Here is a 23,711-nt window from a genome sequence, read left to right as displayed (position 1 = left end):
TGCCGCCGGGTCAGCCCTCGGCGCCGTCGGGGCCGTCGTCCTCGGGCGGCACGCAGGCGGCCACCGGCTCGGCCGGGGCGTCGGTCAGGTCGATCTCGAAGACCCGCACCCCGGGCTCCCGGTGCACCAGCTCCAGGGACGGCGAGGCGTCCAGGCCGCGCAGCCCGGGCAGCCGCGTGAAGTTCTCGCGGATGAAGCCGCTGCCGAGGAAGACGTAGCGGATGTCGAGGTCCTCGATGGCCTCGCGCACCCCGGGGTCGGAGTCGAGGCAGTTGAAGTGCTCGACCAGCAGCTGCTGGGTCGGCCCCATGCGCGGGATGAGCCGGGGCTCGACGATGTGCCCGAACAGCGGGTGCAGGCCGGCCACCGCCGACAGGTAGGCGGAGCCGTCGTTGGCGTCGTTCATGACGGTGCCGCCGGTGGAGTTCTCGGCCAGCCACCGCATGGCCGACACCTCGTCGGCGTTCAGCATGTCGTCGCGCTGGTGGTTGACCGCCACGCGGCCGCTGTTGAGCGGCGCGTAGAGCCCGTCGGACAGCAGCACGAGCAGCAGCAGCCCGGCGACGACCAGGCCGCGGGCCAGGGCCGGTCCCCGCAGGGCGCCCACCCGGCCGCCCAGCCGGCGGCGGACCGCCAGCGCGAGCGTGCGGGCCGCCGTCCACAGCCCGTGCGCGGCCAGCGGCGCCAGCCCGAGCACGACGAGGGCGGCGAACCGCCACCGGTCGTTCCACCAGGGCCGGGTCAGGTCGGCGACCAGCGGGGTGTCGTAGGACGCGGCCATGACGAACAGCACGAACGGCACGACGGCACCGGCCAGCCAGCCCCAGGCGTACCGGGCGCGGTGCACGGTCAGCAGGCCGACCAGCACCAGGGCGGCGAGCCAGTACTGCGGCGCGGGCAGCGCGTGGTTGACGAAGAGCAGGTCGCCCACCGCCTGGCCGGGCGACTCGACCGCCGGCCAGTCGACGTCGGCGCCCGCGGAGCTGGTGCTGATGGCGCCGAGCACCGCCGGGGCCGCGCACACCAGCGCGACCACCCCGCCGACTGCCAGGACGACGAGGTCCCACCGCGCCGACGCCGGTGAGCGCCACCAGCGCACGACCAGCCACACGAGCACGAACAGCGCGGCCGACAGCGCCGTGCTCGGGTGCAGGCCCAGCAGCCCGGCCGCACCCAGGGCGAACAGCAGCGTCGGCGCCGGCCGGCGCAGGTCGAGCACGACGTCGAGCAGTAGCACGAACGCCGGGACGACGGCGACACCGGCGGCGTAGGGGAGCAGCGGGCCGCGCCAGAGCACGTCGTAGGGGAAGGCGGCGAAGCCGGCCAGCAGCACCGGCGTGGTCGCGGTGACCGCCAGCGGCGCACGGAGCCGGTGCAGCAGCCCGGCCAGCCCGAGGCCCGCCACCAGGCAGACGATCATCGACTGGCTGTTGAGCACCTCGAACACCGTCGCCCCGGTCAGGTCGCGCACGACGGCGGCGACCCCGTGGAAGGTGTTGGGGTAGTAGAAGGACGTCGACTCCCAGTCGTTGATCCGCGCCATGGCCTCGGGGGCGAGGTCACCGGAGTCAGCGATCAGCCGCACGGCGCTGGAGTGGAAGACGTAGTCCCAGTCCTGGTTGGGCCGGCCCAGCCGCCCGAACCCGTCGAGCAGGACGGCCGCGGCCACCGCGCCGCCGGCCAGCACTCCTCCGACGACGGCCAGGTCCCGCCACCCCGGCCGGGTCGGGCGCTCGACCGCGAGCCGGCGTCGCCACGGCAGCCCGCGCCCGGTGAGCAGCCGCAGCCCGACGACGGCGGCCGCGGCCAGGAGGGTGGCGAGCAGGAGGGTCCACGGCTGCCACGGGAAGGCGACGGAGGAGGCCACCGTCGCCGCCGTCGTCACCACGCCGTAGGTCAGCACCGGGGCCACGGCCACGGACGTGCCGGGGCGCAGACCGGCCAGCAGCGCGAGGACCAGTCCCGGGACGACGAGGACGAGGGCGCTGACCACCGGGACGAGGACGACGTGCAGGCTCACGGGGCGGGGTCCAGACTGTGCGGTCGGCCACGGGGCCGGCGGGCGATCGTCCGCCACCGTACGTCAGGCGACCGGTGCGACCGGGTCGTCGGCGGACCCACGCGGTGCTCCTGGAACGGGCGCCCCACGGGTCCCGCCGCTCCCAGCGCCGGCGACCCGGCACGGGGCCCGCAGGTAGCGTGGACCAGCGTGGCACTCGCTCAACCGGCCGGACGCACCCTCCCCGCCGCCGTCGCCGACCTGCGGCGCGGCTGGGAGCAGCGTTCGCTCTGGGGGCACCTGGGCTGGCAGGACATCCGCCAGCGCTACCGGCGCTCGGTCCTCGGGCCGGTCTGGATCACCATCAGCATGGCGGTCACCGCCGTCGCGCTGGGCATCCTCTACTCGGGGCTGTTCGACATCCCGCTGGAGCGGCTGCTGCCGCACGTGCTCGTCGGCTTCATCGTCTGGGCCTTCATCAGCGGCTGCATCGCCGAGGGCTCGGAGGTGTTCATCGCCAACGAGGGGCTGATCAAGCACCTGCCCTCACCGTTGTCGGTGCACGTGTACCGCCTGGTGTGGCGGCAGACGCTGTTCTTCGCCCACAACATGATCGTCTACCTCGCCATGCTGCTGGTCTTCCCGCAGCCGCTGAAGTGGACGGCGGTGTACGCCCTCCCCGCCTTCGCCGTGCTGGCGGTCAACGGGGTCTGGGTCGCGCTGGCGGTGGGCATCATCACCACGCGCTTCCGCGACATCCTGCCGATCACGCAGAGCGTCGTGCAGCTCATGTTCTTCCTGACGCCGATCGTCTGGGTCTACGACGAGCTGGTCAACAGCCCCAACCCGGCGATCGCCGAGCGGGCCCGGCTGGCCGAGTTCAACCCCTTCCTGCACTTCGTCGAGATCGTCCGCCGTCCGCTGCTGGGGCAGGACCAGGTGTGGCGGCACTGGTTCGTCGTCCTCGCCATCACCGTGGTCGGGTGGTTGCTGATGCTCGTCGTCCTGCGCCGGTACCGGTCCCGCGTCTCCTACTGGGTGTGAGCGTGTCGAACAACTCCACGGTGCGCACGGGTCCGGTCAGCATCACGACCAAGGACGCCTGCGTCGACTTCCCCATCTTCGACGCCAAGAGCCGCTCGCTGAAGAAGACCGTCATGGGCCTGGTCGGCGGCAACATCGACAGCGGCCGCAAGGTGCCGGTCATCGAGGCGCTGCGCGACATCACCGTCAGCCTCGAGCACGGCGCCCGCGTCGGCCTGGTCGGCCACAACGGCGCCGGGAAGTCGACGCTGCTGCGGCTGCTGTCGGGCATCTACGAGCCCACCCGGGGGGTGGCGGAGATCCGCGGCCGGGTGGCGCCGGTGTTCGACCTCGGCGTCGGCATGGACCCCGAGATCTCCGGCCTCGAGAACATCATGATCCGCGGCCTGTTCCTCGGGATGACCCGCCGGCAGATGCAGGAGCGGGTCGACGACATCGCCGACTTCACCGAGCTCGGCGACTTCCTGCACATGCCGCTGCGCACCTACTCGACCGGCATGCGGGTGCGCCTGGCCCTCGGCGTGGTGACCAGCATCGACCCGGAGATCCTGCTGCTCGACGAGGGCATCGGCGCCGTCGACGCCGCCTTCCTCGAGAAGTCCAAGAAGCGGCTCTCCGAGCTCGTCGAGCGCTCCGGCCTGCTGGTCTTCGCCTCGCACTCCGACGAGTTCCTGCGCGAGCTGTGCGACACCGCCATCTGGATGGAGCACGGCCGGATCAAGCAGCAGGGCGAGCTCGACGAGGTGCTGCGCGCCTACAAGGGCCTGCCGGCGTGACGTCGGCTGCCGCTCCCGACCGCACCCCAGCCCCCGTCCCGGACGCCGCTGCGGACCCCGCGGCCGGGGAGCGGGTGGTCGCCGTCGTCGTCACCCGGCACCGCCGCGAGCTGCTCGCCGACAGCCTGGCCGCCATCGCCACCCAGACCCGCCCGGTCGACCACGTCGTCGTCGTGGACAACGGCCCCGACCGGTCGGCCGCCGACGTCGTCGCGGCCAGCGGCCTGCCGGCCACGCACCTCCCCAGTGAGCGCAACCTCGGCGGCGCCGGCGGGTTCGCCTACGGCATGCTGCACGCCCTGGCCCTGGGCGCGGACTGGGTGTGGTGCGCCGACGACGACGGCCGGCCCGCCGACGCCACCGTCCTCGCCACCCTGCTCGGCGCCGCGCAGCGGCACGGCCTGGCCGAGGTCAGCCCGCTGGTCACCGACATGGCCGACCCCGAGCGGCTGGCCTTCCCCCTGCGCCGCGGGCTGCGCTGGCGCCGGCGGCGCAGCGACTTCGCCGGCCTGGACCTCCTGCCGGGCTACGCCTCGCTGTTCAACGGCGCGCTGTTCCGCGCCGGGGCGCTCGACGTCGTCGGCGTCCCGGACTATCGGCTGTTCTTCCGCGGTGACGAGACCGAGGTGCACCGCCGGATGCTGCGCGCCGGCCTGCGCTTCGGCACCTGCCCGCAGGCGGCCTACCTGCACCCCGAGGGGACGACGGAGTTCGCGCCGATCCTCGGTGGCCGGCTGTCGGCGCAGTACCCGGCCGACGACGTCAAGCGGTACTTCACCTACCGCAACCGCGGCTACCTGATGGCCCAGCCGGGGATGCGCTGGCTGCGGCCGCTGGAGACCGTGCGCTTCGGCTGGTTCTTCCTCGTGTCCCGCCGCGACCGCACCGGCTGGCGCGAGTGGCGCCGGCTGACCCGGGCCGGCCGCCGGGAGCGGTTCACCCGCCCCTGACACGCGAGAGGGCCCCGCACCGGTCTCCCGGTGCGGGGCCCTCCTCCGTGCGCGTACCTCAGCGGTGCGCGGCGTCGCCCGTGAACGCCCGGCCCCAGTTCTCGGGGGAGGTGAGGTCCCCGAGGTGGGCGCGGTACTGCTCGGCCAGGGCGGGGAACTCCCGGTAGAGCCGGGCGTGCACCCGGATGGAGTGCCGCAGCATCTTCCAGAAGGTCTCCGGCTCCCGGCGCCGGAACGTCACACCACGCCCGTCGGCGGTGCCCACGGTCGCGCTGTCGAGCCGGGACAGCAGGAACCACCGGGCGTCCTGGGCGCTGATGTTGAGCTCGGGCCGCTGCGCCGCCTCCGCCTTCGGCGGGCGCAGGTTGTGCGCCAGCGCCGCGAGCAGGGTGCGGCCGATCGTCACCGGCGTCGTCGGCGGCTTCATGAACTTCTCCGCCTTGACCGCGCCCATCGAGGGCAGGGGCAGGTCGGAGGACGAGGCCACGATCCGGCCGTCGGGGTAGTCGCCCTGGTGCTCCAGCGCGGTCGGCAGGGCGGTCGGCAGCAGGGGGAACAGCCGCTCCGGGCCGGCGAGGAAGTCGTCGTAGGCCCGGTGGTGCAGGGCCGCCGTCGCGTACTGCAGCATGATCAGGAACTTCAGGTCGAACTTGAAGGTGTCCCGCAGCAGCGTCCCGCCGCGCTTGTACTGGGTGTGCAGGGCGGCGGCGACCAACCGGTTGCGGGTGTGGAAGTACGCCTGCCACCCGGCGGTGTCGTCCTTGTCGCTCCAGGACAGGTGCCACACCGCGACGCCGGGCAGCGTGGCGGTCGGGATGCCGTTCTCCCCCGCCCGGATGCCGTACTCGGCGTCGTCCCACTTGATGAAGACCGGCAGGGCGAACCCGAGGGACTCCAGGGCCTCGCGGGGGATGAGGCACATCCACCAGCCGGTGTAGTCGACGTCGATCCGGCGGTGCAGCTGCGGGGACTTCCGCAGGCTCCGCTGGGCGAAGTCGTGGGCGTACTCGGTGTTGGGCGCGGCCCGCCAGAAGAACTTGTCCGGGGCCACGACCTCGCCCATGGTGTGCAGCACCGAGCGGTCCTGCAGCGCCAGCATCTGGCCACCGACGATCATCGGGGTCTTGCTGAAGCGGGCGAAGGCGAAGACGCGGGCGACGCTGTCGGGCTCGAGCTGGACGTCGTCGTCGAGCAGCAGGTGGTGCGTGGCGTCGGTCTGCGTCAGCGACTCGTACATGGTCCGCGAGAAGCCGCCGCTGCCGCCGAGGTTGCCCTGCTCGACCAGCCGCAGCCGGCCGCCGAGGCCGGCCTCGGCCGTGGTGAACCCGCCGGCGTCGCGGACCTTCTTGTTGCCCTGGTCGGCGACGATGACCGTGGAGATCTGCTCGCGCACGACGTCGTCGCCGGCCAGCGCCTGGAGCGCGGCGACGCAGTCGTCGGGCCGGTTGTAGGTGCAGATGCCGATCGACAGGCGGGCCTCGCGGACCGGGGTCTGCGCGGCCGACCAGGAGGCGTCCCGGACGGTGACCGGGGCGTCGTCGGCCGTCACGTCGAACCAGTACCAGCCGCCGTCCTCGAACGGCGTGAGGTCCAGGTCGAACTCCAGCCGGCGGTCCTCGCCGGTCGTGGTGGCCCCGGTGACGTGGATGATGCTGCCGTCGGCCTTGGACCGGTAGACGTCGACCCGGCCCGGGCCGGACAGCGTCATCCCGAGGACGACGGACCGCAGCACCGTCCACCGGCGCCAGTAGCTGGCCGGGAAGGCGTTGAAGTAGGTCGCGAAGGAGACCTCGTTGCCGGCGGCGACCGTGGCGTCGGACCGCGTCGCGGACTTGGCCCGCTTGGTCGTGTCCTCGTCGACGTAGAGCGACCGGACCTTCAGGGGGTCACCGGGCCGGGGGAGGATCACCCGCTGCAGCAGCGTGACCGCCTTGCCCGAGGCCAGGTCTGCGGCCGACGGCTCGCTCACGCGCTCCGGGGACACCGGGTTCTGGATCGTCGTCATCGGGGACTCAGTCCTCCAGGCTGCCGTCGAGCGAGCCGCCCTCGTCGAAGAACGGGCGGATGCGGTTGTCGAACATGGAGAGGGCCGAGCCGATGGCCATGTGCATGTCCAGGTACTTGTAGGTGCCCAGGCGGCCGCCGAAGAGCACGCGCCGGTCCGCGGCCTCCTTCTCCGCCAGCTCGCGGTAGCGCTCGAGCTTCGCGCGGTCCTCGGGCGTGTTGATCGGGTAGTACGGCTCGTCGCCGCTCTCGGCGAAGCGCGAGTACTCGCGGACGACGACGGTCTTGTCGGCCGGGTAGTCCCGCTCCGGGTGGAAGTGCCGGAACTCGTGGATCCGGGTGAAGGGCACGTCCTCGTCGGCGTAGTTCATGACCGAGGTGCCCTGGAAGTCGCCGATCGGCAGGACCTCGGTCTCGAAGTCCAGCGTGCGCCAGCCGAGCTCGCCGGCCTCGTAGTCGAAGTACTTGTCGATCGGCCCGGTGAAGACCGTCGGCACGTCGGCGGGCAGCTGGTCGCGGACGTCGAAGTAGTCCGTCGACAGCCGCACCTCGATGTTCGGGTGGTCGGCCATCTTCTGCAGCCACGCGGTGTAGCCGCCGACCGGCAGGCCCTCGTAGGTGTCGTTGAAGTACCGGTTGTCGAAGGTGTAGCGCACGGGCAGGCGGGCGATGACGGCGGCGGGCAGCTCGGTGGGGTCGGTCTGCCACTGCTTCTTGGTGTAGCCGCGGATGAAGGCCTCGTAGAGCGGACGGCCGATCAGCGAGATCGCCTTCTCCTCGAGGTTCTGCGCCTCGGCGGTGTCGATCTCGCCGGCCTGCTCGGCCACGAGGGCCCGGGCCTCGGAGGGGGAGAAGCTCTTGTCGAAGTACTGGCAGATGGTGGCCAGGTTGATCGGCAGCGAGTACGTCTTGCCCGCGTAGATCGAGTAGACCTTGTGCTGGTACTTCGTGAACTCGGTGAACTGGTTGACGTACTGCCAGACCCGCTCGTTGGACGTGTGGAACAGGTGGGCGCCGTAGACGTGCACCTCGATGCCCGTCTCGGGCTCGGGCGCGGAGTACGCGTTGCCCCCGATGTGGTCACGACGGTCGAGGACGAGCACGCGCTTGTCCAGCTGGCTGGCCACCCGTTCGGCGACGGTCAGGCCGAAGAAGCCGGAGCCGACGACGACGAGGTCAGGACGGGCTGAGGTCACGCCTCGCGACTGTACCGGCGAGGCTCCCGTCGCTCAGGGTCGAACGGGGGTGTCCGGCGCCTTTCGTGACGGGACCGTCCCCCACGTCCCACCGGTCACACCGGGCCCGTCCGGCACGCCGCCGGGCCTCCTCCTGACGGGTGGCGCCCGCGCGGAGCCGGGCCGGGGCGCCTCTACAGTCGCCCCGTGCCTCCCTCCGATGCCGCCCGACCGCTGCGCGTGGTGGCCGTGACGTACTCGCCGGGGGAGGCGCTCGAGGGGTTCGTGACCTCCCTGACGGAGGCGACGGCGCGGCCGGTCGAGGTCGTGCTCGCCGACAACGGCTCCACCGACGGCGTCCCGGAGGACGTGGCCGCCCGCTTCGACCACGTCCGGCTGCTGCGCACCGGCGGCAACGTCGGCTACGGCGCCGCGGTCAACGCCGGCCTGGCCGGGGTGACGGAGGGGTACGCCCTGGTGGCCAACCCCGACGTCCGCTTCGAGGCCGGCGCCGTCGACGAGCTGCTCGCCGTGGCCGCCCGCTGGCCGCGGGCGGCCACGGTCGGCCCGGCCATCCGCACGCCCGAGGGCGAGCTGTACCCGTCGGCGCGCGACCTGCCGCGGCTGTCGACCGGCGCCGGGCACGCGCTGCTGGGCTGGGCGTGGCCGGCCAACCCCTGGACGGCGCGCTACCGCCGCGAGCGCGAGGCGCCGCGCGAGCGCACCGCCGGCTGGCTGTCGGGCTCCTGCTTCCTCGTCGACCTCGAGGCCTTCTGGTCGGTCGGCGGCTTCGACCCCGGCTACTTCATGTACTTCGAGGACGTCGACCTCGCGCAGCGGCTGGGCCGGGCCGGCTTCCTGCACGTCTACGCGCCGTCGGCGGTCGTCGTCCACGAGGGTGGGCACGCCACCCGCCGCGAGCCGCACCGCATGCAGCGGGTGCACCACACCAGCGCGCTGCGCTACCTGTCGGGGCAGTACCCCGGCCCGCGGAACGCGCCGCTGCGCGGTGCGCTGCGGGCGGGGCTCGGCGCCCGGATGCTGACCTCCTACGTCAGCGGGCGGGTGGCCGCCGGAGCCCGCTTCCAGCGCCGTGCCGACGACGTCGGCCGCGCGGCCCGTGGCCGCGGCCGCCGGGGGGCGGGGGCATGAGGCACGCCGTGGTCATGGCCGGCGGCTCCGGCACGCGGTTGTGGCCGCTGTCGCGCGCCGCGCGGCCCAAGCAGCTCCTCGACGTCGTCAGTGACGGTGCCGTCGGGGACGGCGGGGGAGCGCACAGCCTGCTGGCCGAGGCCTTCGCCCGGCTGGAGACCGTGCTGCCCGCGGAGCGGATCTGGGTGTGCACCGCGGCCCGCTACGGCGCGCGGGTGCAGGCCGCGCTGCCGCGGCTGCGGCCCGACCGGCTGGTGCTCGAGCCGGTGGCCCGCGACACCGCCAACGCCGTCGGCCTCGCCGCCGCGCTGGTGGCCGAGGCCGACCCCGACGCCGAGCTGGCCGTCGTCAGCGCCGACCACGTCATCCGGCCGGTCGAGCGGTTCGCCGCCGCGCTGGGCACCGCCTACGACGCCCTGACCGCCCGCCCGCGGGCGCTGGTCACCCTGGGCATCCGGCCCACCGCCCCGGCCACCGGGTTCGGCTACGTGCGCCGCGGCGCGCCGACCGGGGTGCCCGGCGTGGCCGAGGCCGCCGCGTTCAAGGAGAAGCCCGACCGCGCCACCGCCGAGGGGTACCTCGCGTCGGGGGAGTACCTGTGGAACTCCGGCATGTTCGTGTGGCGCGCCCGCACGGTGCTCGACGCGCTGGCCGAGCACCTGCCGGCCACCGCCGAGGGGCTGGCGCGGGTGGTGGCCGCCGCCGCCGGGCCGGCGCGCGACGCCGTCCTCGCCGGGGTGTTCCCGACCTTGCCGAAGACCAGCGTCGACTACGCCGTCCTCGAGCCGGCCGCCACCGAGCCGGGCCGCGTGCTCGTCGCCGACCTCGACGCCGAGTGGCTCGACGTGGGCTCCTGGCCGGCGCTGGCGCAGACCCTGGCCGGGCAGGACGGCAACGCCGTCGCCGGGCTCGCGGTGACGCTGGACAGCGCGGGCAACATCGTCTTCAGCGACGACCCGGGGCACGTGGTGGCCCTGGTCGGGGTCCGCGACAGCGTCGTCGTCGCCACCGCCGACGTCACGATGGTGTGCCCGGTCACCGACGCGGAGCGGGTCAAGCAGCTGCTCGCCGCCGTCGAGGAGCGGTTCGGCCCCCGCTACAGCTGAGGTCCGCCGCCCGTCCGGGTGCACCCCGGCGCGTGTGACCCATCCGTCACAGACGTCTCCCGCGCGTCCCCCCGATACCGATGCGGGCCGTTACCGTGGCCGGGGCCGCTCCCGACCGCGGCCTCCCGACCGCCGACGGCGGACCGCACCCTCGACGGAGACCACACGTGCTCACGCTGCGCGCACCCGAGGCGCGTCCGACTCCCTCCGGGGAGCGGACGTTCCTGCCCGAGGTGCAGGCGCTGCGCGCCCTGGCCGTCCTGCTGGTGGTCGTCTACCACCTGTGGCCCAACCGGCTGACCGGTGGCTACGTCGGCGTCGACGTCTTCTTCGTGATCTCCGGCTTCCTCATCACCTCCCACCTGAGCCGGGAGCTGGACCGCACCGGGACGCTGTCGCTGCGCGGCTTCTACGCCCGCCGCGCGCGGCGGCTGCTGCCGGCCGCCCTGCTCGTCCTGCTGGTCACCGCGCTGGCCTGCGCCGTGCTGCTGCCGGTCAACCGCTGGGCCACGACGGCCGGCGACGTCCTGGCCAGCACCTTCTACGTGCAGAACTGGGCGCTGGCCGGCCGCGCGGTCGACTACTCCGCCTCCCAGGACGCCGCCTCGGTGGTGCAGCACTACTGGTCGCTGTCGGTGGAGGAGCAGTTCTACGCCGGCTGGCCACTGCTGGTGCTGCTGCTGGTGGCGCTCGCCCGGCGGACGCGGTCGGGCCGCTCCCTGCTGCTGCCCGGCATCGCGGCGGTCACCGCCGCGTCCCTGGCCTGGTCGGTCTACTGGACGGCGGCCGCGCCGGCCGCCGCCTACTTCCAGACGCCGACCCGCGTCTGGGAGCTCGGCGTGGGGGCGGTGCTGGCGCTGGCGCTCGGCGGCGCCCGGACGGCGGCCTGGCTGCGGACCGGCACGCTGCGCCCGGTCGTGCTGCGCTGGGCCGGCTTCGCCGCCATCGCCGTCGCCGGGGTGACGCTGTCGAGCGCCTCGCCGTTCCCGGGGTACCTCGCCCTGCTGCCGGTGCTCGGCACCGCCGCGGTGATCGCCGCGGGCGACACCGGCCCGCGCGACCCCTCGTCGTGGCTGGTGGCCCTGCGCCCCACGCAGTTCGTCGGTGACGTGTCCTACGCGGTCTACCTGTGGCACTGGCCGGTCATCGTGCTCGCGCCGTTCGCCCTCGCCCGCCCGCTGGTCCTGACCGACAAGCTGCTCGTCCTCGCCGGCTGCCTGGTGCTGGCCTGGCTCACCCGCCTCGCCGTCGAGCAGCCGGCCCAGCAGTGGCGCCGGCTGCGCCGGCCGCTGGTCGTGGGCGTGGCGACGGTCGTGGCGATGGCCGTGGTGTCCTCGGTCGCCGCCTGGCAGTGGTACCGCGTCGGCGTCGAGGAGGCGGCCGCGCGCGCCGCCCTGGCCGCGGTGGTCGACGACCCGTGCTTCGGCGCCGGCTCCCTGGCCCCCGACGCCACCGGGTGCGCCGACGTCCACGGGCCGCCGGCGTCGCTGACGCTGACCGAGGACGACGCGCCGTGGTTCGCCGACCCGGCCTGCGACGTCGCCGCGGGCCGCACGGACGCCGACCTCGCGATCACCACCTGCCGCTACGGCAGCGAGCCGCCGACCCGCCGGGTCGCGCTGGTCGGCGACTCCCACGCCGAGCACTGGCGGGGCGCGCTGCACGAGCTCGCCCGGGAGCAGAACTGGGAGCTGGTCGAGATCCTGCGCGGCGCCTGCCCGGTGACCGAGGCGAGCGTGCTGGCCTTCCAGGGGTCGGGCACCGACACCGCCGGCTGCGCGCGCTGGGGTGCCCAGGTGACCGACTGGCTCACCACGCAGGACGTCGACGCCGTCGTCACCTCGTCGTTCACGACGGCGTTCACCTTCGGCGGCGAGGGTGCCGACTCCCTGGAGGCGGGGGTGCGGGGGTTCACGGCCACGTGGTCGACCTGGCTGGACGCCGGCCTGAACGTCTACGTCCTGCGCGACATCCCGCGCATGGCCCTCGGGCACGTCCCCGAGTGCCTGCAGGCCAACCCCGACGACCCGCTGGAGTGCGCGCGCCCGCGCAGCGAGGCCGTCGTCCCCGACGCCGCCACCGTCGCTGCCGAGCGGACGCCGTCCCCGGGCCTGCGCCTGGTGGACCTGACCGACCTGTTCTGCGACCGGACCACCTGCTACACCGCCATCGGGAGGGCGGTCGTCTACTGGGACGCCGACCACCTCTCCGCCCAGTACAGCCGCAGCCTGGCGCCGTTCCTCGCCGAGGACCTGACGTGAGCGCCGCCCACCGCGAGGAGCAGTACGTGACAGCCACCCGGCCACTCCCGTCCCCCGGACCCACCGCCACCGGAGGGCTAGCATCCCGGTCGATGGCGCACGGGCACGGCGAGCGCGGGCACGGCGAGGGGGCTCAGCCGCTGAGCACCCAGCCGCAGCTGCACCTGGCCCGGGCCGGCGAGCGCGACGGCCGCCCCGCGGGGCCCTGGGACGACACGGTCGTGGTGGTGCGCGTCTACAACGAGGCGCCGGTCGTCCGCGCGGTGATCGAGCAGCTGGTGCAGACCGGCCTGGCGGTCATCGCCGTCGACGACGCCAGCACCGACACCTCCGCACAGGAGATCGACGCCGCCGGGGCGCTGCGCGTCAGCCACCCGGTCAACCTCGGCGCCGGCGGGGCCCTGCAGACCGGCTACGAGGCGGCGCTGCGCTTCACCGACGCGCGCTACATCGCCTGCTTCGACGCCGACGGCCAGCACCAGCTCGGCGACCTGCTGTCGATGATCGAGCGCATCCGCGAGGGCTACGACGTCGTCATGGGGTCGCGGTTCCTGGACTCCAAGACCTCGATGAGCCCGCTGCGCAGGATGATCCTGCGCCTGGCCACCAAGGTCATGAACCGGCGGTCGGGCACCCAGCTCACCGACGCCCACAACGGCCTGCGGCTGATCACCCGGGACGTCGCGGCGCGCATCCGGCTCTCGCACACCGGCATGGCCTACGCCTCCGAGCTCGAGGAGCAGCTGACCGGCCCCGGTCTGCGCGTCGTCGAGCACCCGGTGCACATCCTCTACACCGAGTACTCGCGGGCGAAGGGCCAGCCGCTGCTCAACAGCGTCAACATCCTGGCCGACACCATCGCCCACCGGATCAGCCACGGAGGCCGGTCGTGATCATCAAGTGGCTGCTCGTGCCGGCCCTCGTGCTGGCCGTCTACCTGTCGCTGCGCTCGCGGGCCTCGCTGCGCGGCCAGGCGCGGCGCAAGCTGCTGGCCGGCGCGACCGTCGTCGCCGGCGTCCTCGCGGTGATCTTCCCGGGCGCCACCCAGTGGGCGGCCGACACCGTGGGCGTCACCCGCGGCACCGACCTGCTGCTCTACGTCCTGGCCCTCGTGCTCATCTACCTGGTCGGCAGCACCGGCGTCCGGTTCCGCGAGCAGGAGGCCCGGCTGGTCCGGCTCGCCCGGCAGGTCGCGCTCGCCGAGGCCGAGGCGCGCATCGGCCTCGGCGTGGCGCCGGGCTTCGGCGGGCCGGCGCAGCACCGCCACCCCTCCGGCGCCACCGCGGCCACCGTGGCCGCCGACGTCGTGTCCCCGGGTGAGGCCGGTCACCGGGTCTCCTGAGCCGGTGCCGTAGAAAGACCGCCATGCAGAGCTTCGACGTCGCAGCTGTCGTGTCCGGCGGGGCCTCGGGCCTCGGGGAGGCCACCACCCGCGCGCTGGTGGCCCGCGGTGCCGCGGTGACCGTCGTGGACCTCAACGAGGAGCGCGGGACGGCGCTGGCCGCCGAGCTGGGCGGGCACACGACGTTCGTCCGCACCGACGTCACCGACGAGGGCCAGGTCGCCGCCGCGGTCGCCGACGCGACGGGCAAGGACCGGCCGCTGCGCATCGCGGTCAACTGCGCCGGCATCGGCTGGGCGCAGCGCACCGTGGGCAAGGGCAACGTGCCCCACGACCTCGACCCGTTCCTGCGCACGGTCATGGTCAACCTGGTGGGCACCTTCAACGTGCTCCGCCTGGCCGCCGCCGCGATGGCCGCCACCGAGCCGGAGGAGGACGGCGAACGCGGTGTCGTCGTCAACACCGCCTCGATCGCGGCCTACGACGGGCAGATCGGGCAGGTCGCCTACGCCGCCTCCAAGGGCGGCATCGTCGGCATGACGCTGCCGGCGGCGCGCGACCTGTCCAGCGTCGGCGTGCGCGTGTGCACCATCGCCCCCGGCCTGATCGACACCCCGCTGCTGGGCAGCCTCCCCGAGGAGGCCCGGCAGGCCCTGGCCGGCGGCATCCCGTTCCCCAAGCGGCTGGGCCGCCCCGACGACTTCGCGCAGCTGGCGCTCGGCATCATCGAGCACGGCTACCTCAACGGCGAGGTCATCCGGATGGACGGCGCGCTGCGCATGGCCCCGCGCTGACCTGACCGCCCGCCGACCCGACCGAGACGTCTCCCTCTTCCCCGGAGATCCGCGTGACCGCTGCACCGCCGGCCCCGACCCCGCCGGCACCGACCCCGGACCCGGCCCCACCGCGTCCCGCGGCGGGCACGGGGACCGACCCGGACTTCTCCGACTGCTGGCGGCCGGACTGGTGCCTCGACCTGAAGGCGGTGCTGCGGCCGCACCAGCGCAGCGCCGGGGACCCCGCCATGCAGTGGGACGGCGACGCCGTCTGGCGGACGACGACCACACCGTGCGGGCCGGCCACGGTGCGCATCACCCACCGCTGCGGCGAGGTTCGGGTGCAGGCGTGGGGGCCGGGCGCGGAGTGGGCGGGGACGGCGGTGCCCGGGTGGCTCGGCGCCGACGACGACCCGCAGGGCTTCGAGCCGGGCCACCACCGCCTGGTCGGCGAGATCGCGCGGCGCGCGCCGGACCTGCGGCTGAGCCGCACCGGGCGCACCTGGGACGCCCTCGTGCCGGCGGTCCTGGAGCAGAAGGTCACCGTCGTCGAGGCGCACCGCGTCTGGCGCGCGCTGCTGCGGCTGGCCGGTGACCCGGCGCCCGGCCCGGCGCCGGAGGGGATGCGGGTGCTGCCCTCGCCGCGCCGGCTGCGCGAGATCACCGACTGGCAGTGGCACCGGTGCGGCCTCGACGGCGCCCGGCGGCGGGCGCTGCTGCACGTGGCGTCGGTGGCGCACGCGCTCGAGCCCGACGTCGACTGCGACTCACCGACCCTGCAGCGCAGGCTGCGCACCGTGCCCGGCATCGGCGTCTGGACGGCCGCGGAGGTCGTCCAGCGCACCTTCGGCTGCCCGGACACCGTCAGCTACGGCGACTACCACCTCAAGAACCTGGTGGGCTGGTCGCTGGCCGGCCGCAGGACCGACGACGACGGGATGATGGAGCTGCTCGAGCCGTGGCGCGGGCACCGGCAGCGGGTGGTCCGGCTGCTGGCGATCGGTGGTCGGATGCCGCCCCGGCGCGGCCCGCGCACCGCACCCACCAACTACCGCCGCATCTGAGGCACCGCCGTCCGGCACCCCGGCGCGCTGCGGCACGTCCTCCCGCACCGCAGCGCGTCCTCCGGCACCGTGGGCGGTGAGGGAGGACACGCGATGATCAGGTCCCCTGATCGTGGCCGCCCAGCGGTCCTTCCGTCAGCGGCCGTCGAGCAGGCCGAGCAGGTAGTCGCCGTAGCCGCTCCTGCCCAGGGGTTCGGCGGCGCGGCGCAGGCCGTCGTCGTCGAGCCAGCCCTGCCGCCAGGCGACCTCCTCGATGCAGCCGATCTTGAGGCCCTGCCGCTCCTCGACCACCGAGACGAACTCCGTCGCCTGGCGCAGCGAGGTGAAGGTCCCGGTGTCCAGCCACGCCGTGCCGCGGTCGAGGACGGTGACGGTCAGCCGGCCCTGGCGCAGGTAGTGCTCGTTGACGGCGGTGATCTCCAGCTCGCCGCGGGCGCTGGGGGAGATGCCGCGGGCGACGTCGACCACCGAGGACTCGTAGAAGTACAGCCCCGGGACGGCGTAGGAGCTCTTCGGCCGTGCCGGCTTCTCCTCGATCGACAGCACCCGGCCCCCGCCGTCGAACTCCACGACGCCGTAGTCGCCCGGGTTGGCCACGTGGTAGGCGAACACGTGCCCGCCGTCGGGCTCGGGCAGCCGGCCCAGCGCCGTCCCGAGGCCGGCGCCGTAGAAGATGTTGTCGCCGAGGACCAGCGCCACCGACTCCTCGCCGAGGAACTCCGCGCCGATCAGGAAGGCCTGCGCCAGGCCCTCGGGGCGCGGCTGCACGGCGTACTCGATCCGCATGCCGAGGCGGGCGCCGTCGCCGAGCAGGGCCCGGAAGGCCGCCTGGTCGCCGGGTGTGGTGATCACCAGCACCTCGCGGACGCCGGCCATCATGAGCGTCGAGAGCGGGTAGTAGACCATCGGCTTGTCGTAGACCGGCATCAGCTGCTTGCTGACCGCCTGCGTGATCGGGAACAGGCGGCTGCCCGTCCCGCCGGCCAGGATGATCCCCCGCATGACCGGCGAACCTACCGAGGAACGGCGCTCAGGCCCGGGGCGAGCCGAGCCACAACCTCCCGACGAGTGAGGAGCCGCCGGGCGTGCCCACCGGCTCCCAGCGCGTCGCCCAGCCCTCCGCGTGCAGCTGCACGATGACCGCGCCGAGCAGCGCGCCCAGGTTGACCGCCACGGTGGTGGTGGCCCGCTCCGGCAGGTGGACGTCGACGACGCCGTCGCCCTCGCCGCCGTGCCGCAGCACGACGGGGAACTCCGGCAGCGCGGCGCTGGCCACCCGGAAGGCCTCGGCCACCGCCTCGCGGTCCCCGGGCCGGGGCACCAGGTCGGCGCCCGGCGCGCGGCTGGGCAGCAGGTCCCGGCTGCCGTAGGGGAACAGGTCGCCGGCGCCCAGGCGCACCAGCGGCCGCGTCCCGTCGTCCTCGCCCGGCGGCCGGTACGGCAGGCCGCGGACGACGGCGACGGGCACCCCGTCGAGCTTGCCCTTCACCAGGTCGGCGGCCGCGGCGAGCTCGTCGACGACGGCGACCTGCGTGGTCTCCAGCCGGTTGCCGTACCGGTCGACCGCGCCGCGGTGGTCGACGAGCGCGGGGATGCCCGCCGACCCGACCGCGACATCGGTGAGCCCCTCGCGCCAGGTGCGGCCGAAGGTGTCGCTGACGACGACGGCCACCGAGACGCCCAGGAGGTCCCGCAGCCGCGCCCGCAGCGCGCGGGCCGAGGCGTCGGCGTCCTCGGGCAGCAGCACCAGGCTGTCCCCGGCCACGTTGGAGGCGTCGATCCCGGCGGCGGCGACGACCCACCCGTGCCGCGTCTCGACGATCCTCAACGGCCCGCGGCGGGCCACCACCCGCACCGTCTCGTCGTCGATCGCCCGCTGCCGCACGGCCTCGCGGTCGGCGCCCGGCGGCACGGGGACGACGCGGCCCTCGACCTTGGACACCACCTTCGAGGTCACGACGACGACGTCGCCGTCGGCCAGCCAGGGCGCCGCGCCGGCGATCGCGGCGCCGAGGTCGTCGCCGGGGGAGAACTCCGGCAGTCCCCGCACGGGGAGGACGGCGAGGCCCTCCGGTGGCCCGGTCATCCGGCCGGGACCCCCGCCGCGTCCAGCGCGGCCCGGGCCATCTCCGCGGTGGCCTCGGGCGAGCTCATGAGCAGCGGCACGGCGCGGACGTCGACGCCGGGCACCTGCGCGGGGTCACCGGTGTGCACCAGCCAGGCGTCGAGCAGCCCGCCGTCGGACCGGGCGCCGTAGTGGCGCCCCACGCCCTCGGCGCTGACCTCGACCCCCAGCACCGGCAGGCAGCGGTCGGCCATGCCGCGCACCACCTCGCCGCCGACGACCGGGGAGACGCCGACGACGCGTCCGGGGGTGGCGCGCAGCGCGTCGCGCAGGCCGGGGACGCCGAGGATCGTGCCGATCGACACGACCGGGTTCGACGGGGCGAGCACGACCGCGTCGGCGCGGGCCAGCGCCTCGGTCACCCCGGGAGCCGGGCGGGCGCGCTCCGCGCCGACCTGGACGAACGCGTGCGGCTGCGGCTCGGCCCGGTGGCGCACCCACCACTCCTGGAAGTGGATCGCGCCGCGGCGGCCGGTCTCGGGGTCGTCGACGACGACGTGCGTCTCGACCCGCTGGTCGCTCATCGGCAGCACGGTCACGCCCGGCTGCCAGCGGTCGGCCAGCGCGGCGGTGACGTCGGAGAGCGGGTAGCCGGCGTCGAGCATCCGGGTGCGGATCAGGTGGGTGGCCAGGTCGCGGTCGCCCAGGCCGAACCAGGCCGGGTCGGCGCCGTAGGCGGCCAGCTCCTCCTTGACCGTCCAGGTCTCGTGCGCCCGGCCCCACCCGCGCGCGGGGTCGATGCCGCCGCCGAGGGTGTAGACGACGGTGTCCAGGTCGGGGCAGATGCGCAGCCCGTGGAGGGTCACGTCGTCGCCGGTGTTGACCACCGCGGTGATCGACGACGGCGGTGCCACCGCCCGCAGACCGGTCAGGAAACGGGCCCCTCCGACACCTCCGGCGAGGACGACGATCTCCACGAAAGTCATCGTGCCCGATGGGCAGTTGTCCACTGTTAGCCGGGCGTGTCGGGTAGCACCACGAGATGTGACGAACGCGGGGTGACAGGTGGGGCGCGTGTGGTCGGGTGCCTACACCGGGCTGAGTTGACGCTCGGCCAACGACACGCGTGTAATTCCGACCGGTGCGAGGCGCGGTGAACGCCCGGGGCAGCCCCGGGGACCCGCGCCCGAGGACGACAGCGAAGGGGACGCATCGTCATGGCAGAGGTCTCGTGGCTGAGTGACTACGTCAGCGCGACGGAGCGGGCTCCCCGGAGCGTCGGGATGCCCGACCAGGGGTTGATGGGGCTGCTCGGCACGGTCCTGCAGGACGACGCGCAGTCGTGGCAGGAGCAGGCGCTGTGCGCCGAGACCGACCCCGAGGCGTTCTTCCCGGAGAAGGGCGGCTCGACCCGCGAGGCCAAGAAGATCTGCACCGGCTGCGAGGTCAAGGCCCAGTGCCTCGAGTACGCGCTGGCCAACGACGAGCGGTTCGGCATCTGGGGCGGCCTGTCGGAGCGTGAGCGCCGCCGCCTGCGCCGCCGCGCCATCTGAGAGAGGACCCCGTCCTCCCCGCCACTCGCGAGCTCGCGGCGGGACCCTGCAGGGAGGCCGTCCTCCCCGGACGGGATCGACGGGCCAGGTCCGACACACCGACGTGCGACGCGCCCCCCACGAGTCCACTCCCGCAGCCCCCGACGGTCCGCCGCCGGGGGCTGCGGTGTCCCCGGGCACGGCCCGACGGTCCGCGGTGCGTGTGGTCGGATGGCCCGGTGACCGACGGCGACAGGGGCACGCGGGTCGTCCTCGGCCGGGCGCGCGTCGCCGGCGAGGTCCGGGCCGCCGTCCCGCTGGGCCGCGCCCTCGCCGTCCCGGTCACGGCCGGCGCCCCGTGGCTGACCACCGTGCTCTCGGTGCAGTCGGTGCACCGCCGACCGCGGCTGGTGCCGGTGGCCGTCGTCGTGGGACCGCACCGGTCCGGCCGGCCCGACGCGCTCGCGCTGCTGGCGCTGGCCACGGCCGGCCCGGCGGTCACCGCCACGCTGCTCGGCGACGGACTGCCGGTGCCCGGCGGGCGGCCGCCGGCCCGGCTGCTGGCGCGGGACGAGGACGCCGCGGAACGGCTGGCCGCCGGGGTCCTCGGCGCCCTCACCGCCCTGCGCCGGCCCTGGCGGCTGCGGCTGGCCGGACTGCCGATGGGCGACCCCACCGTGCGGGCGCTGGGCCGGCTGCGGCCGGACGCGCGGATGGCGACCGCGCGCACCACCCGCCTGGTCGACGCCCTCGACGACGTCCCCGGGGCCCCGGTCGTGCGCAGCCGCGACGCCCGCGACCTCGACCGGGTGCTGCCCGCGCTGCTGGCGGGGGAGCGGAGCGCCCGGGTGCGCGACCACGTCCGCGCCGCCGCCCGCCTGCACGCCGCGCTCGGCCGGGTCGAGGTGGCCACGCTCTCCGAGGGCGGCCGGCTGTGCGCGGGGCTGCTGACGCTGCTCGACGGTGAGGACCGGCTGCCGTGGTGGGGCTGGTCCCGCGTCGGCGGGCTGGACGGCGCGGCGGGCGCACCGTCGGTGGGGTTCGCGGTCGGCGGCCGCGGCCGGGTCCTGCGCGGGGTCCTCGACCGCACGGCCGGCCGGCTGCCGGCGCGACCGGTCAGCCGGCGACGCGGATCCGGCTGAGCGTGCGGTCGCCGACGGTGCCGGCCCGCCCGGTGCCCAGGACCAGCGCGCCCTCGGCGGGCGCCTCGCCGTCCCGCGGCGCCGCCGCCGGGGCGACGAGCACGGTCAGCGGGTAGACCCGCCCGGTGTAGGCCGGCGGCGTCCCGTTGAGGCGGGTGTAGGTGGGGAAGCGCCCGGTCAGCCGCAGGGCGTCGCCGTCCCGGGTCACGGCCAGCGCCGGCGTGGGCAGGTCGGCGTACTCGACGCCGGTCGGGGTGCAGCCGGCCCCCGCGGGGTCGGCCGGCGCGGTGGTGCCCAGGCAGTTCCAGGTGGGCAGCCGCAGGTGTGCCAGGGCGGTCCCGTCCCCGCCGACGGTGGCGCTGACCGTCGCGTAGGTGACGCTCACCCCGACCGCCCGCTGCTCGAGCACGAGCCCGTCCAGGGTGAGCCGGGCGGTGACGCCGTCCTCGCCCAGCGGCACCGATCGCGTCGCCAGCACCCCGGCACCCTGCTCACCGGGCAGCGGGTCGGCCGGCACGGCGGGCAGGTCGGGCGGCCGGGGCGCGGGTGGGGACGGAGCCGGGACGGTCGCGGTCGCGGCCGGCGGGTCCAGGCCCCCGTCCTGGCCCCCGTCCGGGTCGCCGTCCCCGGTCGCGAGGGAGACACCGGCCAGCCCGGCGACGAGCGCCAGCGCCGCGGCGGTCAGGCCCGCCACCGCCCGGGGCGCGGGGTCCGGCAGCGACGGTCCGGCCGGGAGCGGTGGTCCCGGCGCGGCCGCCGCCGCGTCGTCGTCCCCCGGGACCGGCGGGGTGCCCGGTGGGGCCGCGGCGAAGCCGGGCAGGTCGTCCTGCGCCCAGTGCGGGCCGGCCGGGCGCCCGGGTGCCGCGGACGGCTCCGCGGGGCCGGTGTCCGGGTCCTCCGCCGGGGGGTGCGGCCGGGTCAGCACCAGCCCCGCGACGACGACGGCCAGCGCCAGCAGCGCCACGCCGAGCACCACCCAGGCGGCGACCGGCGCGGGGGAGTCCATCCCCGCCAGCATCGCAGGGGGTGGCCCGGCCCGGCCGCAGGCGCACTCCGTGCGGCCGGCCGGGCCTCCTGCCACCATCCCGGGGTGGCCGGGAGCGCATCGGGAGGGGCGTCGGGGACGCCGCCGGGGACGGCGCCGGGAGCGGCGTCGCCGGGGATGCGCGAGCGGGTCGCCGCGCTGCTGGCCGAGCTCGGCGTCGACCGGCCGGTCGTCGCGGTCACCGACCACACCGCGCGGCTCGGCGTGGTGCAGGGCGTGCTCGCCGACCGGGTCCTCGACCTCGCCGTCACGGAGAGCGGCCGCCGCCGGCTGCGCGCCGAGCTGCGCGGCCGGCGCTGGGCCGAGGAGCGGCAGGTCGGCGTCCCCGAGGTGCTGGCCGCCGCCGACGACGGCCGCTGGCTGCTGTCCCGGCGGGTGCACCCGGGCCCCTCCGGTGGTCCGCGGTGGACGGCGTCCGCCGTCGAGGCCGCGGTGCGGATCGCGCCGCTTCCGGTGCCGCCCGGGCAGCCCTGGTCGCCGCCCGCGGGCCCGGCACTGCGCCGGGTGCGGGCCTCGGTGGGCGACGCCGGCCGGCTGCTGCGCGGCGGGGTGCGCCTGGCCGAGCTGCGTGCGGTGCGCGCCGCCGCGGCGCAGCTGCCGCTGTCCGAGGCCGGCCACGGCGACCTGCGCGCGGCCAACGCGGTGGTCGACTCCCGCGCGCCCGAGACGACCGGCGCCGACCCGGAGGAGCGGCTGGTGGTCCTCGAGTGGTCCGGCGTCCGCCCCGCGCCCCGGCACCGCGACCTGCTGACGCTGTGGGCCACCACGCCCGACGCCGAGGACCGCGGCCGGATCGGCGAGGTCGTGCTCGCCCGCACCGCCGGGTGGGAGGAGCCCGACGTCGGCCTGCTCTGGCACGCCGTCGCCCTGGAGCAGCTGGTCGCCCGGCTGACCCGGTCCGACCGCGGCGACGGCCTCGACACCGCCTTCGCCCGCGCGCGGCTGGACGAGGCGCGGGCGATGGCTGCCGAGCTCGGCAGCCCGGTCGTCCCGCCCGAGCGCTGAGCAGGCCCGCTCGCAGGGGCCCCGCCGCGAGCCTGCGAACGGTGGGGGGCGAGGGGGCCGCTCTCAGGCGGTGGGGTCGATCTCCTCCGGATCGCGGCCCAGCAGCACCGCCACCTGGTCGACGACGACGTCGCGGACCAGGTCGGCGAGGTCGTCGCGGTCGTGCGCCCGGATCTCCAGCGGCCGCCGGTACACGACGATCCGCGCCGGCACCTCCCGGCCGTCCTCGCGGTGCGCCGGCAGCACCCGGGCCAGCGGCACCGTGCCGTCGTCGAGGACGTCGGGGTCGAGCACCACCTCGTCGGGGTCCGTGTGGTCGACCCACGGCACGTCCTCGACGGCGAACTCGACACCGGCCAGCTCCCGCTCCCAGCGGCGCTCGAGGTCCTCGACGGCGTCGAGCACGAGGTCGTCGAACTGCTCGGCGCGGCTGCGCGAGAGCGGGACGTCGCCGGGCACCAGCCGCCCGCGCAGACCGCGGCCGTGCCGGTCGCGGCGTGAGGTCGGGGAGCGGCGGTCGGGTCGGCTCATGGCGGGGCGAGCGTACGGCGCGCCGGGATCGCGGGCAGCGCACCCGCGCCGCACCACCCGCCGGGCCCCGGCCGGTGCCGGACCGACGCGGCCCGGCGCACCCGGTGCCGGAGTGCCCGGGGACGTCGGGTTGGATGGATGGGGACGGTGGGGACGGAGGGGCGCCGGACCGGTGCGCCTGTCGCCGGGAGCCGGGGAACGCGGCTACTGTGCCCTGCGTGAGGAACCGGTGGTGAGGCAGTCACGTCGCTGCTCGCGCAGCGGCTGCGCGCAACCGGCGGCGGCGACACTGACCTACGTCTACGCCGAGTCGACCGCTGTCGTCGGCCCGCTGGCCACGTTCTCCGAGCCGCACAGCTACGACCTCTGCGAGTTCCACGCCGAGCGGCTGACCGTGCCGCGCGGCTGGGAGGTCGTCCGGCACGAGATCGACGTCGAGGACTCCGGCCCGACCGGTGACGACCTGCTCGCGCTCGCCGACGCCGTCCGCGAGGCGGCCCGCCCCGAGCCCCCGCGGCCCCCGGCCGACGACGGCCGCGGCACCCGCCGCGGTCACCTCCGGGTCCTGCCCGACATCACCTGACGCGACGACCCCGCTGCCCCTCACCGCCCGCACGCCCGCGGCGGGTCCCGCAGCGGGCCACCCCCTCGGGGGAGCCGCCGTCCGCGCCGCCGTGCCGCCCTCGCACGCCCGCCGTTAGGGTCGTCCGGCACCGGCCGCCGAGGAGCGGCCGGGCAGTCC

At 75.5% G+C, this 23,711-nt stretch carries 22 protein-coding genes; 14 read left to right on the top strand and 8 right to left on the bottom strand.

Going from position 1 to position 23,711, the window contains the following annotated elements; genetic code table 11:
* Nucleotides 1-10: 10 nt before the first annotated feature.
* Complete coding sequence (locus JOD57_RS08230; RefSeq protein WP_204691424.1) at nucleotides 11-2,020, bottom strand: DUF6541 family protein; 2,010 nt, start codon at nucleotides 2,018-2,020, stop codon at nucleotides 11-13.
* Nucleotides 2,021-2,209: 189 nt separating this feature from the next.
* Between JOD57_RS08230 and wzm the strand changes: the two genes are divergently transcribed.
* Genes wzm through glfT1 form a run of 3 tightly spaced genes read left to right on the top strand, consistent with a single transcriptional unit; the run spans nucleotide 2,210 to nucleotide 4,769 of the window.
* Nucleotides 2,210-3,043 carry a galactan export ABC transporter permease subunit Wzm/RfbD gene (gene wzm / locus JOD57_RS08225; protein WP_204691423.1) on the top strand — a complete coding sequence of 278 codons (834 nt, stop codon included), beginning with the start codon at nucleotides 2,210-2,212 and terminating at the stop codon, nucleotides 3,041-3,043.
* Entirely contained in the window at nucleotides 3,040-3,819 is a 780-nt protein-coding gene (gene wzt, locus JOD57_RS08220) for a galactan export ABC transporter ATP-binding subunit Wzt/RfbE (protein WP_307824559.1), read from the top strand. The genes wzm and wzt overlap by 4 nt, the downstream gene beginning before the upstream one ends.
* Complete coding sequence (gene glfT1, locus JOD57_RS08215; RefSeq protein ID WP_204691422.1) at nucleotides 3,816-4,769, top strand: galactofuranosyltransferase GlfT1; 954 nt, start codon at nucleotides 3,816-3,818, stop codon at nucleotides 4,767-4,769. Before wzt ends, glfT1 begins: the two co-directional genes overlap by 4 nt.
* Nucleotides 4,770-4,827: 58 nt before the next feature.
* On the opposite strand, the gene JOD57_RS08210 is transcribed toward glfT1, so the two are convergent.
* Nucleotides 4,828-6,774: a glycosyltransferase gene (locus JOD57_RS08210; RefSeq protein WP_204691421.1), complete on the bottom strand. Its 1,947-nt coding sequence runs from the start codon at nucleotides 6,772-6,774 to the stop codon at nucleotides 4,828-4,830.
* A 7-nt stretch (nucleotides 6,775-6,781) separates the two neighbouring features.
* The gene (gene glf / locus JOD57_RS08205) at nucleotides 6,782-7,969 is read right to left on the bottom strand and encodes a UDP-galactopyranose mutase (RefSeq protein ID WP_204691420.1); all 1,188 of its coding nucleotides are present in this window, start codon (nucleotides 7,967-7,969) and stop codon (nucleotides 6,782-6,784) included.
* 186 nt (nucleotides 7,970-8,155) lie between these two features.
* On the opposite strand from glf, the gene JOD57_RS08200 reads away from it, so the two are divergent.
* From JOD57_RS08200 to JOD57_RS08170, 7 genes are all read left to right on the top strand, one after another.
* A complete protein-coding gene (locus tag JOD57_RS08200) occupies nucleotides 8,156-9,100 on the top strand; it encodes a glycosyltransferase family 2 protein (protein ID WP_204691419.1) in 945 nt (314 codons plus the stop codon).
* Nucleotides 9,097-10,206 carry a mannose-1-phosphate guanylyltransferase gene (locus tag JOD57_RS08195; RefSeq protein ID WP_204691418.1) on the top strand — a complete coding sequence of 370 codons (1,110 nt, stop codon included), beginning with the start codon at nucleotides 9,097-9,099 and terminating at the stop codon, nucleotides 10,204-10,206. The genes JOD57_RS08200 and JOD57_RS08195 overlap by 4 nt, the downstream gene beginning before the upstream one ends.
* Nucleotides 10,207-10,373: 167 nt before the next feature.
* Nucleotides 10,374-12,467, top strand: a complete 2,094-nt coding sequence (locus JOD57_RS08190; RefSeq protein ID WP_204691417.1) for an acyltransferase family protein — start codon at nucleotides 10,374-10,376, stop codon at nucleotides 12,465-12,467.
* Nucleotides 12,464-13,360 (top strand): glycosyltransferase family 2 protein, encoded by an 897-nt coding sequence (locus tag JOD57_RS08185; protein WP_307824558.1) that lies wholly within the window; start codon nucleotides 12,464-12,466, stop codon nucleotides 13,358-13,360. The genes JOD57_RS08190 and JOD57_RS08185 overlap by 4 nt, the downstream gene beginning before the upstream one ends.
* A complete protein-coding gene (locus JOD57_RS08180; RefSeq protein ID WP_204691416.1) occupies nucleotides 13,357-13,809 on the top strand; it encodes a DUF2304 domain-containing protein in 453 nt (150 codons plus the stop codon). Before JOD57_RS08185 ends, JOD57_RS08180 begins: the two co-directional genes overlap by 4 nt.
* Before the next feature lie 23 nt (nucleotides 13,810-13,832).
* Nucleotides 13,833-14,603: an SDR family NAD(P)-dependent oxidoreductase gene (locus JOD57_RS08175; protein ID WP_204691415.1), complete on the top strand. Its 771-nt coding sequence runs from the start codon at nucleotides 13,833-13,835 to the stop codon at nucleotides 14,601-14,603.
* A 53-nt stretch (nucleotides 14,604-14,656) separates the two neighbouring features.
* Nucleotides 14,657-15,649: a DNA-3-methyladenine glycosylase family protein gene (locus JOD57_RS08170; protein ID WP_307824557.1), complete on the top strand. Its 993-nt coding sequence runs from the start codon at nucleotides 14,657-14,659 to the stop codon at nucleotides 15,647-15,649.
* Between the two features lie 135 nt (nucleotides 15,650-15,784).
* On the opposite strand, the gene rfbA is transcribed toward JOD57_RS08170, so the two are convergent.
* The 3 genes from rfbA to cofD are packed head-to-tail and all read right to left on the bottom strand — an operon-like array spanning nucleotide 15,785 to nucleotide 18,691.
* A complete protein-coding gene (rfbA, locus tag JOD57_RS08165) occupies nucleotides 15,785-16,651 on the bottom strand; it encodes a glucose-1-phosphate thymidylyltransferase RfbA (protein WP_204691414.1) in 867 nt (288 codons plus the stop codon).
* A gap of 28 nt (nucleotides 16,652-16,679) precedes the next feature.
* Entirely contained in the window at nucleotides 16,680-17,735 is a 1,056-nt protein-coding gene (locus tag JOD57_RS08160) for a coenzyme F420-0:L-glutamate ligase (RefSeq protein ID WP_204691413.1), read from the bottom strand.
* Nucleotides 17,732-18,691 carry a 2-phospho-L-lactate transferase gene (gene cofD / locus JOD57_RS08155; protein WP_204691412.1) on the bottom strand — a complete coding sequence of 320 codons (960 nt, stop codon included), beginning with the start codon at nucleotides 18,689-18,691 and terminating at the stop codon, nucleotides 17,732-17,734. Before cofD ends, JOD57_RS08160 begins: the two co-directional genes overlap by 4 nt.
* 240 nt (nucleotides 18,692-18,931) lie before the next feature.
* Here cofD and JOD57_RS08150 point away from each other — a divergent pair, with 240 nt between their 5' ends.
* Together JOD57_RS08150 and JOD57_RS08145 are read left to right on the top strand one after the other, a co-directional pair.
* Nucleotides 18,932-19,267 (top strand): WhiB family transcriptional regulator, encoded by a 336-nt coding sequence (locus JOD57_RS08150; RefSeq protein WP_275582066.1) that lies wholly within the window; start codon nucleotides 18,932-18,934, stop codon nucleotides 19,265-19,267.
* 218 nt (nucleotides 19,268-19,485) lie between these two features.
* Nucleotides 19,486-20,388: a hypothetical protein gene (locus JOD57_RS08145; protein ID WP_204691411.1), complete on the top strand. Its 903-nt coding sequence runs from the start codon at nucleotides 19,486-19,488 to the stop codon at nucleotides 20,386-20,388.
* Here JOD57_RS08145 and JOD57_RS08140 read toward each other — a convergent pair.
* Complete coding sequence (locus tag JOD57_RS08140; RefSeq protein WP_204691410.1) at nucleotides 20,363-21,394, bottom strand: hypothetical protein; 1,032 nt, start codon at nucleotides 21,392-21,394, stop codon at nucleotides 20,363-20,365. The genes JOD57_RS08145 and JOD57_RS08140 overlap by 26 nt on opposite strands.
* A gap of 84 nt (nucleotides 21,395-21,478) precedes the next feature.
* Here JOD57_RS08140 and JOD57_RS08135 point away from each other — a divergent pair, with 84 nt between their 5' ends.
* Nucleotides 21,479-22,438 carry a hypothetical protein gene (locus JOD57_RS08135; RefSeq protein ID WP_204691409.1) on the top strand — a complete coding sequence of 320 codons (960 nt, stop codon included), beginning with the start codon at nucleotides 21,479-21,481 and terminating at the stop codon, nucleotides 22,436-22,438.
* A gap of 63 nt (nucleotides 22,439-22,501) precedes the next feature.
* Here JOD57_RS08135 and JOD57_RS08130 read toward each other — a convergent pair whose 3' ends face one another.
* Nucleotides 22,502-22,969 carry a metallopeptidase family protein gene (locus tag JOD57_RS08130; protein WP_204691408.1) on the bottom strand — a complete coding sequence of 156 codons (468 nt, stop codon included), beginning with the start codon at nucleotides 22,967-22,969 and terminating at the stop codon, nucleotides 22,502-22,504.
* 232 nt (nucleotides 22,970-23,201) lie between these two features.
* Between JOD57_RS08130 and JOD57_RS08125 the strand changes: the two genes are divergently transcribed.
* The gene (locus tag JOD57_RS08125) at nucleotides 23,202-23,552 is read left to right on the top strand and encodes a DUF3499 domain-containing protein (protein ID WP_307824556.1); all 351 of its coding nucleotides are present in this window, start codon (nucleotides 23,202-23,204) and stop codon (nucleotides 23,550-23,552) included.
* Nucleotides 23,553-23,711 lie beyond the last annotated feature (159 nt).

Origin of the sequence: Geodermatophilus bullaregiensis, assembly GCF_016907675.1 — a bacterium.
Lineage (GTDB): Bacteria > Actinomycetota > Actinomycetes > Mycobacteriales > Geodermatophilaceae > Geodermatophilus > Geodermatophilus bullaregiensis.
This window is presented reverse-complemented; position numbering and strand designations above follow the sequence as displayed.

What these genes read in the sequence shown, in the direction of transcription:
- JOD57_RS08210 (WP_204691421.1), bottom strand. Translation starts at nt 6,774, where the DNA reads ATGACGACGATCCAGAACCCGGTGTCCCCGGAGCGCGTGAGCGAGCCG.
- JOD57_RS08160 (WP_204691413.1), bottom strand. Translation starts at nt 17,735, where the DNA reads ATGACCGGGCCACCGGAGGGCCTCGCCGTCCTCCCCGTGCGGGGACTG.
- JOD57_RS08195 (WP_204691418.1), top strand. Translation starts at nt 9,097, where the DNA reads ATGAGGCACGCCGTGGTCATGGCCGGCGGCTCCGGCACGCGGTTGTGG.
- JOD57_RS08130 (WP_204691408.1), bottom strand. Translation starts at nt 22,969, where the DNA reads ATGAGCCGACCCGACCGCCGCTCCCCGACCTCACGCCGCGACCGGCAC.
- JOD57_RS08150 (WP_275582066.1), top strand. Translation starts at nt 18,932, where the DNA reads ATGGCAGAGGTCTCGTGGCTGAGTGACTACGTCAGCGCGACGGAGCGG.
- JOD57_RS08140 (WP_204691410.1), bottom strand. Translation starts at nt 21,394, where the DNA reads ATGGACTCCCCCGCGCCGGTCGCCGCCTGGGTGGTGCTCGGCGTGGCG.
- rfbA (WP_204691414.1), bottom strand. Translation starts at nt 16,651, where the DNA reads ATGCGGGGGATCATCCTGGCCGGCGGGACGGGCAGCCGCCTGTTCCCG.
- JOD57_RS08175 (WP_204691415.1), top strand. Translation starts at nt 13,833, where the DNA reads ATGCAGAGCTTCGACGTCGCAGCTGTCGTGTCCGGCGGGGCCTCGGGC.